Origin of the sequence: Ensifer sp. LC11 (assembly GCF_001695835.1) — a bacterium.
GTDB lineage: Bacteria > Pseudomonadota > Alphaproteobacteria > Rhizobiales > Rhizobiaceae > Ensifer.
On record NZ_MBSO01000010.1, the window covers coordinates 132,673 to 148,852 of the forward strand.

Annotated in this window: 13 protein-coding genes and 1 pseudogene; 5 read left to right on the forward strand and 9 right to left on the reverse strand. The window is 62.5% G+C overall.

Annotated features, from left to right (window positions below; genetic code table 11):
* Positions 1-134: 134 nt before the first annotated feature.
* Positions 135-1,310 carry a hypothetical protein gene (locus BBX50_RS07980; protein WP_065774776.1) on the forward strand — a complete coding sequence of 392 codons (1,176 nt, stop codon included), beginning with the start codon at positions 135-137 and terminating at the stop codon, positions 1,308-1,310.
* A 94-nt stretch (positions 1,311-1,404) separates the two neighbouring features.
* Here the strand turns inward: BBX50_RS07980 and BBX50_RS07985 are convergent, their stop codons facing one another.
* Positions 1,405-2,241, reverse strand: coding sequence for an RNA methyltransferase (locus tag BBX50_RS07985; protein WP_065774777.1), 837 nt, complete (start codon positions 2,239-2,241; stop codon positions 1,405-1,407).
* Positions 2,242-2,245: 4 nt separating this feature from the next.
* The gene (locus BBX50_RS07990; RefSeq protein ID WP_065774778.1) at positions 2,246-2,629 is read right to left on the reverse strand and encodes a hypothetical protein; all 384 of its coding nucleotides are present in this window, start codon (positions 2,627-2,629) and stop codon (positions 2,246-2,248) included.
* 28 nt (positions 2,630-2,657) lie between these two features.
* On the opposite strand from BBX50_RS07990, the gene BBX50_RS07995 reads away from it, so the two are divergent.
* Together BBX50_RS07995 and rpoH are read left to right on the forward strand one after the other, a co-directional pair.
* Positions 2,658-3,686 (forward strand): RluA family pseudouridine synthase, encoded by a 1,029-nt coding sequence (locus tag BBX50_RS07995; protein WP_065774779.1) that lies wholly within the window; start codon positions 2,658-2,660, stop codon positions 3,684-3,686.
* Positions 3,687-3,899: 213 nt separating this feature from the next.
* On the forward strand, positions 3,900-4,805 hold the full coding sequence (gene rpoH / locus BBX50_RS08000; protein WP_065774780.1) for an RNA polymerase sigma factor RpoH: 906 nt from the start codon (positions 3,900-3,902) through the stop codon (positions 4,803-4,805).
* Positions 4,806-4,915: 110 nt separating this feature from the next.
* Here rpoH and BBX50_RS08005 read toward each other — a convergent pair whose 3' ends face one another.
* Positions 4,916-7,267: a hypothetical protein gene (locus BBX50_RS08005; protein WP_065774781.1), complete on the reverse strand. Its 2,352-nt coding sequence runs from the start codon at positions 7,265-7,267 to the stop codon at positions 4,916-4,918.
* A gap of 63 nt (positions 7,268-7,330) precedes the next feature.
* Entirely contained in the window at positions 7,331-8,629 is a 1,299-nt protein-coding gene (locus BBX50_RS08010; protein ID WP_065774782.1) for an adenylosuccinate synthase, read from the reverse strand.
* A gap of 206 nt (positions 8,630-8,835) precedes the next feature.
* Here BBX50_RS08010 and BBX50_RS08015 point away from each other — a divergent pair, with 206 nt between their 5' ends.
* Both BBX50_RS08015 and BBX50_RS30240 read left to right on the forward strand, forming a co-directional pair.
* Positions 8,836-9,717, forward strand: a complete 882-nt coding sequence (locus BBX50_RS08015) for a DMT family transporter (protein ID WP_065774783.1) — start codon at positions 8,836-8,838, stop codon at positions 9,715-9,717.
* A gap of 34 nt (positions 9,718-9,751) precedes the next feature.
* Positions 9,752-10,015, forward strand: a pseudogene (locus BBX50_RS30240) (chemotaxis protein); the annotation flags it as partial.
* Between the two features lie 81 nt (positions 10,016-10,096).
* Here BBX50_RS30240 and BBX50_RS08025 read toward each other — a convergent pair.
* From BBX50_RS08025 to BBX50_RS08045, 5 genes are all read right to left on the reverse strand, one after another.
* Positions 10,097-10,603 carry a GNAT family N-acetyltransferase gene (locus BBX50_RS08025; RefSeq protein ID WP_065774785.1) on the reverse strand — a complete coding sequence of 169 codons (507 nt, stop codon included), beginning with the start codon at positions 10,601-10,603 and terminating at the stop codon, positions 10,097-10,099.
* A 118-nt stretch (positions 10,604-10,721) separates the two neighbouring features.
* Positions 10,722-12,317 (reverse strand): phosphoglycerate dehydrogenase, encoded by a 1,596-nt coding sequence (gene serA / locus BBX50_RS08030; protein ID WP_065774786.1) that lies wholly within the window; start codon positions 12,315-12,317, stop codon positions 10,722-10,724.
* Between the two features lie 132 nt (positions 12,318-12,449).
* A complete protein-coding gene (locus BBX50_RS08035) occupies positions 12,450-13,628 on the reverse strand; it encodes a phosphoserine transaminase (protein ID WP_065774787.1) in 1,179 nt (392 codons plus the stop codon).
* 253 nt (positions 13,629-13,881) lie between these two features.
* Positions 13,882-14,715 carry an outer membrane protein gene (locus BBX50_RS08040; RefSeq protein WP_065774801.1) on the reverse strand — a complete coding sequence of 278 codons (834 nt, stop codon included), beginning with the start codon at positions 14,713-14,715 and terminating at the stop codon, positions 13,882-13,884.
* Positions 14,716-15,003: 288 nt separating this feature from the next.
* Positions 15,004-15,840, reverse strand: coding sequence for an outer membrane protein (locus tag BBX50_RS08045; RefSeq protein ID WP_065774788.1), 837 nt, complete (start codon positions 15,838-15,840; stop codon positions 15,004-15,006).
* Positions 15,841-16,180 lie beyond the last annotated feature (340 nt).

Consider the following 16,180-nt stretch of genomic DNA (forward strand, 5'->3'; position numbering starts at 1 on the left):
AAAATCCGGCGCCATAGACTTGCAGTGCACGAAACGTCATGTTTAGTGCAAGGAAGCGGAAGATGGAGCGCCTGCCGTGCCCATGTGGCTGGGCAGGCGGTTCGATTCCGGTCCAGTTTTGAAACGGCCAGCTCGTGATCCAATTCTCGCTTCTCTTTGCCCTGGGCTTTCTGACGGCGATCATCATAGGTCTCCTGGTCGCACCGGCGATCCACCGCCGCATCGTGCGCTTCGCCGAGGATCGGCTGAAGGCGACAATGCCGCTCAGCCCGCAGGAGGTGCGCGCGCAAAAGGATGCGGCTCGGGCCGCCTTTGCCGCCGAGAACGCACGCACTGCGCAAGCCTTGAAACGCGAGCGCGACAAGGGGGTGGCGCTGATGCTTGCCAACGAGAAGAGCCTTCAGGAAGCCCGTCGGCTCAGCGGCGAAAACGCCGACCTGCATGCGCAGCTCGCTGACATGAACGTCGAAGCTGCCGACATGCGTTCCGCCATCCGGCAATTTGAACTGCGCCTGGAACGGATGAAGGCGACGCTCGACAGCGTCGAGCGCGACAACGCCGGAAAAGCAGACGAAATACAAAAACGCGACGTTCAGCTTGCCCAGAATGCCGCGGAAACCGACAACCTCCGGATCAATCTCGCTGCGCGCGAAACTGAACTCGAGCATCTGAAAAGCCGGATTGCGACGTTGCGTGACGAGCGCGAAGCCCTGCGCGGCGACCTCAAGACCGAGACCGCCCATGCCAAGGAAATGGAACTTCGCCTGTCGCGCGACGAGACCCGCCTGCACCGGCTGGAAGACAAGCTCGCACGCGAGATGGCAGCCAGCGCCGACCGCGAGAGCGCGCTCGAAAGACGGGCCGGCGAAATCGAGCGCTTGAAAGCCAAAGTGAAGGACGCCAATCAGGAAATGCGTGACGCGGCCAAGACAATGCGCGCGGCCGGTCTCACCTTCCCGCTACGCAAGGACCGCCGCGCTTCATCCGAACAATCGGGAAACGGCGCCATGGTCAAGCCCGGTCAATCCGCGCAACCGGCCGGCGACATGCCGGACGCCAACACGTCAGCCGATGATCTGCGCAATCGCGCCACAGCGCTTTCGGAACGCCTGACCAATTCCAAAACCGCCGCCCATGACGAAGCTCTGCGCGACGAGGTCGCCGCGATCGCAGCCGGCATGGTTGCGTTGACGGCGACAAACGAGGGCACCACCTCGCCCATCCTCGACCTTCTCTCAGGCAATGAGGACGGCCCAGCCGGGCGAAAGAGTTTGGCGAAACGCGTCAAGGACATGTTGCCGCGCCAATAGGGTCGGTCGAACGATCGACAGGGCCTGCGCGTTCCCGCACTCCAGGAAAGCGAACAGGCCGTTCGCCTAACTCAGGATCGAGGGCACAGCGACGTCAGATCCGATCGTTGATCAACGCCACCTGGTGCAGCGCAATGCCCGCCGCGGTCGAGACATTGAGACTGTCGAGACCCGCCCGCTGACGGATTCGCGCGGTGCGGACAGACGTCAATATTGATTGCGGCAACCCCTCGCCCTCGGTTCCCATGAGAAGCGCCGTGCGCGGCGCCGGTGGGATCGCGCTGATATCCGTGTTGCCGGAGGGCGAGAGTCCCCAGATTGCAAAGCCGGCCAGCTGCAAGCGCTCGATCAGCGTGACCACCGAACCTTCGCGTGCAAACGGCACCGTCAGCACGGAGCCGACGGAGACGCGAATGGACTTGCGATACGTCGGGTCGCAGCTCGTCTCGTCCATCAGCACGGCATCGACGCCGAAAGCTGCTGCGTTGCGAAAGAGCGAACCCATGTTGTCGTGATTGGATATGCCACATGCGGCCAGCACAAGGCTGGAGGCGGGAAGCGACGCAATCAGCGCATCGCGATCGGGTTCGCCGTCACGGCGGCCAAGCGCCAGCACCCCGCGGTGCATGTTGAAGCCGGCAATCGCGTCGAACACCTCGGCGTTGGCCACGTAAACCGGTACCGACGGCGGAAAGCGCTGAAGGATGTCCTGGACGCCGTCCAAGCGGTTTTCCAGTAACAGGATCGCCTCGGCGGCAAAGCCGCGCCCGGCTTGATGCGCAGCCGCCAGCATACGCAGCACGACCGTGCCTTCGGCGATAAAGCGGCCCTGCCGTCCCGTGAGGTCACGCTCCCTGATCGAAACGAAGCCGGCGATCCGGGGATCGGCGGGATCATCGATGCGCAGTGCGGACGGGAGGGCGCCTGTCATGCCGTCAGTTTGTCCTGACGGTGATGTCAGCGACAATGCGGCCAGCGCCGATGTCGAAGACGATGGCGCGCGGCTCCGCGCCGGGCAGATTGCCGTAGAAAAGCACCTGGCCGCCGGAAAGTGCGACGTTGGTGACGGTAAAGCCGGCGGGAAGAGCTGCGACCGCGTTGACCGGAGCCTCGCTCGGCACGACGGCGGTTGCGGTCTGGACCGGCGCCGTCTCGTCCGTGCGGGTCAGCTTGTAGACAATCGTGCCAAGGACAGCCATAAGCATGACCAACATGACGCCGGCCGAGACGAGCTGCAGCTTCACCATCTTGCGGCGGACATTTTCCATCGCCGGATCTAGCGGCTTGTCTTCCTGGTCATCGGGCTCAATTGCGGTCATGGTTGGCCTTTTTCGGATTTGGAATGGTATGAACGACCCCTTTAAACAAGCGACGGCCAATAGGAAAGTCCTGACGGCAGGCGAGGATGCCGCAGGACGTCTCGATTCCTTCCTCACCGACGCGCTTTCGGGTGAATTCTCCCGCAACCGGATCAAGAGCCTGATCGAGCAGGGCGCAGTGTCGATCAACGGAAAGCCGGTAACCGAACCCAAAAAGAAGGTCCATCCGGGCGATGTCTTCGAGATCGGCCTGCCCGAGCCGGAAGACCCGGAACCGAAGGGCGAGGATATCCCGCTCGACGTGCTCTATGAAGACGACGATCTGATCGTGCTTTGCAAGCCCGCCGGCCTCGTGGTTCACCCCGGCGCCGGCAACTGGACCGGCACGCTGGTCAATGCGCTCATCCACCATTGCGGCAGCAGCCTGTCGGGCATCGGCGGGGTCAAGCGCCCAGGTATCGTTCATCGCCTCGACAAGGAGACGAGCGGCGTCATGGTCGTCGCCAAGAACGATGTGGCGCACCGCCACCTCTCGGAGCAGTTTGCCGACCATGGCCGCACCGGCCCGCTTGAGCGCGCCTATCGGGCCGTCGTCTGGGGGCGCCCGCGGCAATTGAAGGGAACGATCGACGCACCGCTTGGGCGCGCCGGCGACCGGACGAAACGCGCCGTCAAACGCGAAGACAGCGACGACGCCCGCGCGGCGATCACCCATTACGAGGTGGTCGAGCGTTATCTCGAAAAGCCCGATGGCACCTGCCTGGCGTCGACCGTCGAGTGCCACCTTGAAACCGGGCGGACCCATCAGATCCGCGTGCACATGGCCCATATCGGCCATCCGCTGATCGGCGACCCGGAATACGGTGCAGCCTTCCGTACCAAGGCAAACCTGTTGCCCGACGCGGCCAAGGCCGTCGTCAATCAATTCCACCGCCAGGCCCTGCACGCTTTCATGCTGCAGTTCGAACATCCTGCCACCGGCGAGACCATGCACTTCGAAGCGCCTGTCCCGGTCGACATGGCGCAACTGATCGAGGCCCTGCGCAGCGAAGCCTGATTGCGCCCCTTGAATTCCGGTGTCGGGATTCCGATCTAGGCTCAAGTCTCTGTTCCCGACGTTCCTGTCGCCCGGCGTCACAGATTGGTGAAACCGGACTCCTTGAATCATGCTTTCGCCGTACTTATTTTCTAGGCTCGTGGGGTCTCGACGAAGACCCACATGCCCGGCTTGCCGACCGGAGGCCGGAGACTAAAAAGGGGGGTGCTTCATATGGCCCGAAACAATTTGCCGACCATTGCCGCTGGTGAAGGCGGCCTCAATCGTTACCTCGACGAAATCCGTAAATTCCCGATGCTGGAGCCGCAGGAAGAGTACATGCTCGCCAAGCGGTACCAGGAACATGACGACCGCAGCGCCGCGCACAAGCTGGTCACCAGCCATCTTCGCCTCGTCGCCAAGATCGCGATGGGCTATCGCGGCTATGGCCTGCCGATCGGCGAAGTCGTGTCCGAAGGCAATGTCGGATTGATGCAGGCAGTCAAGAAATTCGAACCCGATCGCGGTTTCCGCCTCGCCACCTACGCGATGTGGTGGATCAAGGCGGCGATCCAGGAGTACATCCTGCGCTCGTGGTCGCTGGTGAAGATGGGCACAACCGCCAATCAGAAGCGGCTGTTCTTCAACCTGCGCCGGCTCAAGGGCAAGATCCAGGCGCTCGACGAAGGCGACCTCAAGCCCGAGCAGGTCAAGGAAATCGCCACCACGCTCAAGGTGAGCGAAGACGAAGTCGTATCGATGAACCGCCGGCTTTCCGGTGACGCCTCGCTTAATGCGCCGATCAAGGCCAGCGAGGGCGATTCCGGCCAATGGCAGGACTGGCTCGTCGACGATCACGACAATCAGGAAGAAATCCTGATCGAGCAGGACGAGCTCGAAAACCGCAGGGCTCTGCTCGCCAACGCGATGAAGGTGCTCAACGATCGCGAACGCCGCATCTTCGAGGCGCGGCGCCTGACGGAAGATCCCCTGACGCTCGAGGATCTTTCGGCCGAATTCGATATCAGCCGCGAACGTGTGCGCCAGATCGAGGTCCGCGCCTTTGAAAAGGTTCAGGATGCGGTACGCAAGGCCGCGCTGGAGCGCGCCAACGCCTTGCGCGTTGTCGAAGGCGCATAAGGCTCCCGCCACAACGCAAGCCACCTGCCCCGCCCCAAAAACATGAGCAAACAAAAAACCCGGCGGATCGATCCGCCGGGTTTTCCGTTTCATTCGTGCTTTTCGTCGGCTTACTGGCTGTTGGTCGCCGCAGCCGTTCCCGAAGCGCCCCAGGCGCGCATGGCCTGGTTGAAGGCATCCGTGCCGCTCTGCCCCTTCTCGAGCGTCAGCAAGGCGCGACGCCCGTTGCGGTAGGTCAGCGGAATGTCGATCCAGCTGCGGCTGCGCAATAGCTCGGCGTTGTTGCTGATTGCGTCTGTCGCATCGTTCAGTGCGATCATGTGGAAGTCATCGGTGATCTTGGCCGGAACGGCGATCAATGCATCGCCCCGATCCTGCTCGGTACGCTTCATCGATACGCGCTGCACGCTGTCGATGGCCCCGCCCTCAAAGTTCTGCGGCAACGAGAAGACGAACTCGATGACATGACTTGCCGGCAGCGATGCATCGGCATTGCGTTTGATCGTCATCAGAGCCGTAAGGCCACGATCCGGAATGGTGATCTGCGCCTGGATCGCCGGCTCGGGCTTGGCATCGCCGCCGGGCGATTCTTCTTTCACCGACCACGCGACAGTGCCCGGAACGGCAGTCGGCGAGGATTGGCCGAGGCGCTCCTCATAAAGGAACATCTTCTCGCCGTTGGCGATCGCGACTTCAGGCTGGGTCGCCTGGCCAGCCGGTTGCCCCGTGGCCGGCGCACCGGCCTGCCCGGCCGCTCCACCTTGAACAGTCGCGGTCTCCACGGGCTTGCCCGCTTCGGTTTGCGGCGCCACGGACTTGCCTTCCTGAGCAGCGCTCTCGCCGGTTACAGTAGCCGGTCCGTCGTCGGTCTCGGATCCGTCTGCCAGCAAGCGTTGCGTGAACTTCGTCGAGCTGCTCTCGGGCGCAACGGTGTCGTCGTGTGCTGCCGGTTCCTGCTTCGCGGTCTCGCCTGCAGGTTGCGGCGGCGTGTTTTGCTCTGCCGGGGCTCCGCCAATGTTGGAAACAACTGAAGTAATCGAGGCAACGACGCTCGAAATCCACGCATTTCCGGCTTCCCGGTTCTGCCAATAGGCGAACCCGCCGCCGCCGAGCGCAACAAGGGCAATTGCCGCGATCACAAGGCGCTTGATGCTGAAGCGCGATGGCTTCGGTGTGGCGCGATAGGATGCCGGCCTCGGTGCGGTTGCGGCTCCCTCACTGGCCCGCTCCGGCTCGCGGGACGTTGCCGATGCCGCAGCTCCGGTCGCCGCAGCGTTGGCCGCATCCTCGAAGCCGAGCAGGTCGTCAATATGATCCCAAGCGGTGCCGGCGCGCTCCTGCTGGCTCTGCGGGGCGTTTGCCGCGGCCGCCTGGGCCGGCTTTTCGACAGGCCATGACCAATCGCCGATCTCCGGCTCGGGAGCCTTCTCGGCCGGCCGCTTCTCAAGCGGCGCGAAGGGATCATTGTCGTCGAACGACCAGCTGCGCGCAGGATCTGCCTTTGGTGCGGCGTCCTGCACATGCTCTTGCGGCTCGTCGACCGGATGCATCCCCAACAGTTCGGGCTGGTGCGGCGTGTCCTGCTCGTCGCTCGGCTGCGCGCTCGTTGCGACGGGGGCCGACGCCGGCGCAACAGTGTCCCACTCCGGCAAGTCCCATTCGGAGGCAGCCGGCTTGTGTTCGACAGGCTCGGCCGGCGCTTCGTCCCGTGACGGTTCTTCCGTCGGCCGGCTCTCCGCTTCAACGGGCGGAGAAACAACGTCGGCCTCATGCGCCTCGACCGGCATCGGCTCTACATGGTCCGGATACTCTACAGCCTCCTCAGCGTAGGGTTCCGGCTGCTGCTCTTCTACGACCGGGGCGCTCGTCTCTTCGACAGGCGCTTCGACGGCCTCGGCATAGGCAGCTTCAGGCTGAAGCTCATCCACAGGCTCTGGCTCGGCCTGAAGCTCGTGTTCGGCCGCTGGCTCAGACACGACCTGCTCCGCCGGAGCCTCGGCAACGGCATCGGCAGGCTCCTGCGCATATTGCGCAGGTTCCGCGTGCGTTTCGGCAACGATCTCGGCGGCGCCTTCGGTCTCTGCGACCGGTTGTTCAGCCTCAGCGACCGGTTCGCTCGTGCCGGCCGGTTCGTCGATCGCCTCAGGTTGCCCTTCGGGCTCGGCGGCAACCTCCTCCGCTGCCGCCGCCTCGGCGGCGACGGTTTCGACCACGTCTTCCTGGGCCGCTGGCTCATCGATCGCGGGCAAGGCCTCGGCATGCTCGCTGTCGACCTCGGCGATCGCGTTTTCGAGCTTCGCCAACTGGCGATTGATCATGTCGTCCGACGGACGCGGGTTCATGTTTTCGAGTTGGCGGCGCACGGCCGCGCGCGCCTTCTCGTAGACCCTGTCCCGCATTTCAGGTGTGTTTTCCGACAGGCCATCCACGGTCCTGCGAATAACTGCAACAAAATCCGCCATTAGTACTTTCTCATACGCCCAGGTATGTCTTTGCGATTACGACGCAATGTCATTTCGCCGACACTAGTCCTCAAAGGGGTCCGTCACAAGTATTGTGTCGTCCCGTTCAGGGCTCGTCGAAAGAAGAGCGACCGGTGCACCGATCAGTTCTTCCACCTGGCGAACATACTTGATCGCTTGCGCCGGAAGATCCGCCCAGCTGCGCGCGCCGACCGTCGATTCCTTCCAGCCTTCGAGTGTAATATAGACTGGCTTTGCCGAAGCTTGCTGCGCCTGGCTCGCCGGCAGATGATCGATCTGCTGTCCATCCAGAGTATAGCCGACGCAGATCTTCAGCTCGTCGAGACCATCGAGCACGTCGAGCTTAGTGAGCGCGATGCCGGTGATGCCGTTGGCAGCAACCGACTGGCGCACCAGTGCCGCATCGAACCAGCCGCAACGGCGCTTGCGGCCTGTGACCGTGCCGAACTCATGACCCTTTTCACCGAGGAACTGACCGATTTCGTCGGTGAGCTCGGTCGGGAACGGACCTTCGCCGACGCGCGTCGTATAGGCCTTGGTAATGCCGAGGATGTAGCCGAGCGAACCCGGGCCCATGCCCGACCCGGCAGCAGCCTGGCCGGCAACCGTGTTCGACGAGGTGACAAACGGATAGGTGCCGTGATCGATATCGAGCAGTGTCCCTTGAGCGCCTTCGAACAGGATGCGCGCACCCTTGCGGCGGGCCTTGTCGAGCAGCACCCAGACGGTTTCCATGAACGGCAGCACCTTGGCGGCAACCGAGGACAGCTCCTGCATGATCGCCTCGTGGCTGATCTCCGTTTCACCCAGGCCACGGCGCAGCGCGTTGTGGTGGGTCAGCAGGCGGTCGACCTTGGCCGGCAGCGTATCGAGATCGGCAAGATCCATGACGCGGATGGCGCGACGGCCGACCTTGTCTTCATAGGCCGGGCCGATGCCGCGGCGCGTGGTGCCGATCTTCGTGCCGCTGTTGGAGGCCGCGTCTTCGCGGATGCCGTCAAGCTCGCGGTGCAGCGACAGGATCAGCGTGGCATTGTCGGCGATGCGCAGATTGTCTGGCGTGATCGCAATGCCCTGCTTGCCGAGCTTGTCGATTTCGGCGATCAGCGCGTGCGGATCGATGACAACGCCGTTGCCGATGACGGCAAGCTTGCCGGGACGCACGACGCCGGAAGGCAGGAGCGACAGCTTGTAGCTGACGCCGTCGATCACCAGGGTATGGCCGGCATTGTGACCACCCTGGAAGCGCACGACGATATCCGCGCGCTCCGAGAGCCAATCCACAATCTTGCCTTTGCCTTCGTCACCCCATTGGGAGCCGACCACTACGACATTCGTCATAATTCTCTTCCTGTTCAGGCGCGCAACCGAGGCTGCGCTGTTCTCAAACCCGCGCATCTATACTGTGTTGTCATCTGGAAAGCGACCCCGTTCTGTCCGGCGTTCCGCCCTTTTTGCATGACAAGGCCGGGATTTAGCGCCTATATCTTCGTCTCCTCCCGCCATCTCGGCAACAACGCGCCGATCCCCGCACAGGTCTAAGCATCGTGAATTCCAAGGCCTACTTCTATCTCTGCATCACCGCGCTCTTCTGGGGTGGCAATTCCGTCGCCGGCAAGATGGCGGTCGGGCATGTGAGCCCGATGATGCTGACCACCTTGCGTTGGGTCTTCGCCCTGATCGTGATCCTGGTGCTGATGACGCCGCAGATCCGGCGTGACTGGGACAAGATCCGCAAGCACTGGCTGCAGCTTCTTGCCTATGGCGCCATCGGCTTCACCACCTTCAACGCCCTGCTCTATTCGGCATTGAAATACACGAGCGCGATCAACGCCGTCATTCTTCAGGCCGGCATCCCGATGCTGATCTTCCTGTTCAATTTCGCACTGTTTCGCACGAAGGCGTCGGTCGCGCAGGTCATCGGCTTCACCGTCACCCTTGTCGGCGTGCTGGTGACCGCCGCCCATGGCGACATTACCAGCCTTTTGTCGCTCGAGTTCAACTTCGGCGATGCGCTGATGATCGCAGCCTGCGTCGTCTATGCCGGCTACACCGTGGCGCTGCGCTACAAGCCGACGATGCACTGGCAGAGCTTCATCGCGGCTCCCGCCTTCGGCGCACTGCTAAGCGCCATACCGCTGTTATTCTGGGAGATCGGCACCGGCACTGCCATCGTGCCGGATAGCACCGGCTGGATCATCGTCCTTTACGCCGCGATCTTCCCGTCACTAATGTCGCAGGTGCTCTATGTTCGTGGCGTCGAGATGATCGGCGCCAACCGCGCCGGCCTTTTCATCAATGCGATCCCCGTTTTCGGGACGCTTCTATCGGTGATGCTGATCGGCGAGACCCTCCACCTCTTCCATCTCGTCGCGCTTCTCCTTGTGCTCGGCGGTATCGCCATTGCCGAAAAAGGACGCCCACGCTGAGCGGGCTTCGCGCCTGCCGGGCAAGTTTCAGGCGATCGTCGAGGCGACGGGCTCGGCACTTGGCGACATCGAGCGCCGGGTCAATGAGATCAACGACCGCATCGTCGCCATCGCCACGGCCGCACGGGAACAGTCGGTCGGGCTGCGTGAAATCAACACCGCGGTCAACCAGATGGACCAGATGACGCAGCAGAACGCGGCCATGGTCGAACAGACCTCGGCGGCCAGCCAGGCGCTGGCCGGTGAAAGCAACGTACTCTCCGGCAGGCTCGCCCAAGTCATGGTCGAGGAAAGGTAATGGCGCCCGGCCGCACAGCGGGCGGCTTGAGGCGGATCCATCGAGAGACAAAAATGGCGCCGACGCGGCGCCATTTTTCGTTCAGGCGAGATACCGCTCCATGTAGAGCGCTTCCTCTCCGTAGCTTGCGAGCTTGCGTCCCAACCGCTCGTCCATACGGACCTCGAACCCCTGCCTCTCCCAGAAACCGCGGGAACCGTTGACCGAAACGAGCGACATCGACCGGAAGCCTTCTGCCCGGGCGACATCCTCAAGCACCGGCAGCACGCCGCCTCCTGCCCCGGAACCGCGCATCTCAGGCAGAAGCGCAAGGTCGTGGATGTACCAGGTGTCGGCGGCATCAGGAATTTCGCCGAGCATGGTGTTGAGCGACGGTGGTGCACCCCGGAGCCACGGGTGGCTGAGCACATAGCCGCGCGACTGCCCCTTGGCGTCCAGCATGAAACAGCCGGCGGGGCTGAGCGCGATGCGATCGGCGAGCACCGCATCATCTTCCGGGAAGGCCTGGTGGACCACGAGCTGGATCTCCGAAACCGAGGTGAGGTCGGGCAGGCTTGCCTCGCGCCAGCGAAACGTCATTTCGGTCATTTCTCGTCACATGCCTTCGGAACAGGAAAACGCACCGGCGGTCGGCCGGTGCGTCCTCATTTGTCCCGTGATTGGGTCGACAAAGCAGCAGATCGTGCAGCCGCCTTCTGCGCCGGCATCAATCGATGTTGAAGACCAGCGGCTTTGCCTGGCGAATTGCCTGATTGGCGCGCAGCTTGTCAAGAACTGCCTCGGAGACCGCACCGTCGACATAGAGCAGCGCGATCGCGTCGCCGCCTTCCTTCTCGCGGCCGAGCTGGAAGTTGGCGATGTTGACGCCGGCATCGCCGAGCGTCATGCCGATGAAGCCGATCATGCCGGGAACGTCGGTGTTGGTGATGTAGACCATGTGGCTGCCGACATCCGCATCAAGGTTGATGCCCTTGATCTGGATGAAGCGCGGCTTGCCGTCCGAAAACACCGTACCAGCCACCGAACGCGTCTGGTTCGCCGTCTTCACCGTCAGCTTGATATAGCCGTCGAAGACGCCGGTCTTGTCACGCTTGACCTCCGACAGGATGACGCCCTTCTCCTTGATCATGACCGGCGCCGAAACCATGTTGACGTCGGCAACCTGCGGCCGGATCAGGCCCGCGAGCACGGCGCTCGTCAGCGCCTTGGTGTTCATGCCGGCAGTCGAGCCGTCATAGAGGATCTCGATTTCCTTGATCGCGCTTTCCGTCACCTGACCGACGAAGGCGCCGAGAACGTCGGCAAGCCGGATGAACGGCTTGAGGATCGGCGCCTCCTCAGCGGTGATCGACGGCATGTTGATGGCGTTGGAGACCGCACCCTTGACCAGGTAGTCCGACATCTGTTCGGCGACCTGGAGCGCGACGTTTTCCTGCGCTTCCGTGGTCGAGGCGCCGAGGTGCGGCGTGCAGACGACGTTCGGCAGGCCGAAGAGCGGGCTTTCCGTGGCGGGTTCGACCTCGAAGACGTCGAAGCCGGCGCCGGCGACATGACCGGACTTGATCGCTTCGGCGAGCGCCTTCTCATCGACGAGACCACCGCGGGCGCAGTTGACGATGCGCACGCCCGGCTTCGTCTTGGCGAGCGCTTCGGCGCTCAGGATGTTGCGCGTCTTGTCCGTCAGCGGCACGTGCAGCGTGATGAAGTCGGCCTGGGCGAGCAGCTCGTCGAGCTCGACCTTCGTGACGCCCATTTCCTCGGCCCGCTCCTTGGACAGGAACGGGTCGTAGGCAAGCACATGCATCTTCAGGCCGATGGCACGCGAGCAGACGATCGAACCGATATTGCCGGCGCCGATGACGCCGAGCATCTTGCCGGTAATTTCGACACCCATGAAACGCGACTTTTCCCACTTGCCGGCCTGCGTCGAAGTATCGGCGGCCGGAAGCTGGCGGGCAACGGCAAAGAGCAGTGCGATCGCGTGTTCTGCTGTTGTGATCGAGTTGCCGAAGGGCGTGTTCATCACGATGATACCGCGGCGCGAGGCGGCCGGGATGTCGACGTTGTCGACGCCGATGCCGGCGCGGCCGATGACCTTGAGGTTGGTCGCAGCCGCGATCAGCTTCTCGGTCGCCTTGGTGGCCGAGCGGATCGCAAGGCCGTCATAGTTGCCGATGATTTCGGCGAGCTTGTCCTTGTCCTTGCCGAGCTTCGGCTGAAAATCAACTTCGACGCCGCGGTCGCGGAAGATCTGGACGGCGGTTTCCGACAGTTCGTCGGATACGAGAACGCGAGGTGCCATGAGAGGCCTCCTTAAAGATCAGGTCTGAATGGGAATGCGGTTAGCCAGGCCTCGCTCCCATGGGGAGCGAAGCGGATCACTCAAATCAGTGTGAGATGCGGGCGAAGTCCATTGTTCCTCACCCTTGTCTGATCAGGCCGCGGCCTGCGCCAGCGTTGCCTTCTGGGTCTCGAAGGCCCAGGTCAGCCACGGCATCAGCGCCTTCATATCGGCGGTCTCGATCGTGGCACCGGCCCAGATGCGAAGGCCCGACGGCGCATCGCGATAGTGGCCGATGTCGAAGGCAACGCCTTCCTTTTCGAGAAGTGCGACCACGCCCTTGGCGAAGGCAGCCTGTCCGTCGGCATCGAGCGCAGACACGTCCTTGTCGACGATCTTCAGGCAGACCGAGGTGTTGGAGCGGGTCTCGTCCTTGACCGCCAGGTTGGCGATCCAGCCATTGGCGGCGACGAAGTCGAAGATCGCCTGCGCATTGGCGTCGGCGCGGGCCATCAGGCCCTTGAGTCCGCCGACCTGCTCTGCCCAGAGCAGCGCGTCGATATAGTCCTCGACGCAGAGCATCGACGGCGTGTTGATGGTTTCGCCGGTGAAGATGCCCTCGATCAGCTTGCCGCCCGAGGTCATGCGGAAGATCTTCGGCAGCGGCCAGGCCGGAACGTAAGTCAGCAGGCGCTCGACGGCGCGCGGCGAAAGGATGATGACGCCATGAGCGCCCTCGCCGCCAAGAACCTTCTGCCAGGAGAAGGTGACGACATCGAGCTTGGCGAAGTCGAGGTTCTGCGCAAAAGCGGCAGATGTCGCGTCGCAGATGGTCAGGCCCTTGCGGTCGGCCGGGATGAAGTCGGCGTTCGGGACGCGGACGCCGGACGTGGTGCCGTTCCAGGTAAAGACGACGTCGCGGTCGAAATCGACCTTGGAAAGATCGGGAAGCTCGCCGTAGCCGGCTTCGAACTTGCGCACGTCGGCGAGCTTCAGCTGCTTGACCACATCGGTCACCCAACCGGCGCCGAAGCTTTCCCAGGCAACCATGTCGACGCCGCGCTGACCCAGCAGCGACCAGAGCGCCATTTCGACGGCGCCAGTATCGGAAGCGGGCACGATACCGATACGGTAGTCAGCCGGCACTTCGAGAATGTCACGGGTAAGATCGATGGCCTGCTTCAGCTTCGTCTTGCCGATCTTGGCGCGGTGCGAACGACCGAGCGGAGCATCGGAGAGAGCATCGAGCGTCCAACCGGGGCGCTTCGAGCAAGGACCAGAAGAGAAATGGGTATTGTTCGGACGGAGGTCCGGCGGTGCAGGCTTTGCCATGTGCTATCCTTCCAGATAGATAGCCCTTCGTTGGGGAAGGGTGTCCCGCCGTCGTCGATATTGTGGACGGAACCGGAAGTCAAGCGCTTTGTCGCAATCGAGAAAATTTATGGCGTCGCGGGCAACATCTGCAAAGGCGACACGAAATCCGCCGACCGATTGTTGCCCAGCCGATATCTCGCTCCGGATGCGGAATTGCAGCACGCAGTGCCAGGCACGGTCTGGTTTCCGCCGAGCTCCGGCCTTCAAGAAGTTAGAACGAGAAGCGCAGACCCGCGCGGATCTCATGGCGGGATAAGCCGTCGTCGAAACCCTTGTCGCCGGTAGCGCCGGCAAGCGCTTCGGCACCGAAGCCGAACATCTCGCCATCGGCGATGTGAGAATAGCGATAACCGACGTCGAGCTTCAACTGGTCGCTGAGGTCATAGGAGACGCCCGCCATCAGCGCATAGGTGAAGCGCCAGCTGTCACGCCCCTCGAAGGCGGTCGAGGCGGACGTACCGGCACAAGCGCCACCGCCAGCCACGCACGTCGCTCTTTCGATCGCAGTGTCCCAGTTGAGACGCGTCGCGCCGAGACCGGCGCCGACATAGGGCGTGAAGCCGGCAAGCGTGCCGAAATCGACATAGGCGTTGGCCATCAGGCCGAGGGCGGAGTAGTCGGCCCCGGTCGAAAAGGCACAGGACGTGCCCGCCCCCTGCCCCGCGCAGGGATTGGCAGAAGATGACGAGCCACCGAAGCGGCCTTCGAAATAGTCGGCGGTCAGGTCGGCGCGAAACGTATCGGTGAACTGATAGCCGATGCCGAGCGAACCCGAGAACGGCTTGTCGAAACGGGCGCTGTCGAACGGCACGTGGGCGTAGGTTAGCGTGCCTGCGTCAAAGGTCCGATAGTAGGGGTCGCCTTCGCTGCGCCAGGGCGCGTAACCGATGTCGCCGCGCAGATAGATCGCGCCGCTGCCGGCGGCCTCTTTCTCGATGACGATCTCGGGGGCGTTCAGCAGATCTTCGTCGGCCGCGAGAACCGAGCCGGAAAGGAGCAGGCCGGCACCAAAAGCGGCTCCGCAGAACCCGTTTCGCCAATCCATGTCCATGCCCCTTCACCACTGCCATACGCGGAAACGGCCATGCCATTGCCGCTTCGTTCAGCGTTAACTATTGGCAGCGACTGGTTAACTCGCGGTTAACCATGCCCATTAGGAAACAAGTAAAGGTTGGCGGCAACGAAAAAGGCCACCCGGAGGTCGCCTTTGCACATGCTACAGCGCCGCGCGTCTTATCAGACGCGCAAAGGTCGTTGTAGGGCTTTGAATTGCTGCATGTTTTTGTCCTTTAATCGGTTACGATTAAAGGAAACATGCAGTAGGACTGTGTGATCACTTGTAGACGATCGGCTCCGGTTCGTAAGGAACTTCGCAGACATTGCCGAAGGAGTAGCGCAGACCGGCGCGCGCCTCATGGACATAGAAGCCCTTGTCGAAGCCCGGGCCGCCACCGTTGGCAAAGCCGAACATGTCGCCGTCATCGACCTGGCGGAAGCGGTAGCCGACATCGGCCTTGAGATTGCAGGTCAGGTCGATCGCAGTACCGGCCATCAGCGCATAGGTGAAGCGCCACTTGCTCTCGCCGTTGTGTTCCGTCGTCGGGTCGCATCTGCTGGGGTCGCCAATGACGCAGGCGGTGTTACGCAGCTTGTCCCACTTGACGTGGGTTGCACCGATACCGGCACCGACGTAAGGGGTGAAGGCGCCGTAGGTGCCGACGTCGACATAGGCGTTCGCCATCAGGCTCCAGGCGGAAACCGAGGTTACATCACGCGACCTGCAGGGCTCACCCGGAAAGCTGCCGCAGCCGCCCAGGGTCGAACCGGTGAAATCGGCGCTACCCCAGTAGTCGAGCGTGACGTCGCTGCGCAGGTAGTTGTTGAACTGGTAGCCGACACCGGCGCCGACGACCCAGGAGTCATCAATATCGGCCGTCTCGAAATTCGTGAGAGTGCCCGTCACTCCCGGCCCGCTCCCCTGGTAGAAGTTGGCGCCGCGCAGCTTGTTCCAGGCATAACCGACGTCGCCGCGCAGGTACCAGCCGCTGGTCTGGATGACCTCGACGGGCTGCTCCGGCACCGGCTCCATAGGTGGTTGGTAGACATCCGCAGCATAGGCTGCCGTGCCGCTGAGCAACATAGCAACAACGCCACTCAAAATTCTCTTCATGGCCCACTCCAATACATTCCGCTGCTTGGATCACCATGAAACAGGTGCCCAAATCCCGTTGTTGGTTATGGATAATGAGGAGGAAAGGTTAAGTTCCGATTAACTACAAACGTTTACCGAGATTGTTAAGGAATCGGCGTATTCTTGTAGTTGTCATCCAACGTTACTATCCGCCACCGAGACTCCGTAAGGCGCAACTAAATAACTTGACAGGACAACGCGCTAGGACCAATCGACATTCAGGATTCCCAAATCGCTTAATCGCTGATTCATAAGATACCGTGTTAGGCACGGAGGTCGATGGTGGCGGTTAGGCGGTATGAACTGAGCGACGCTCAGT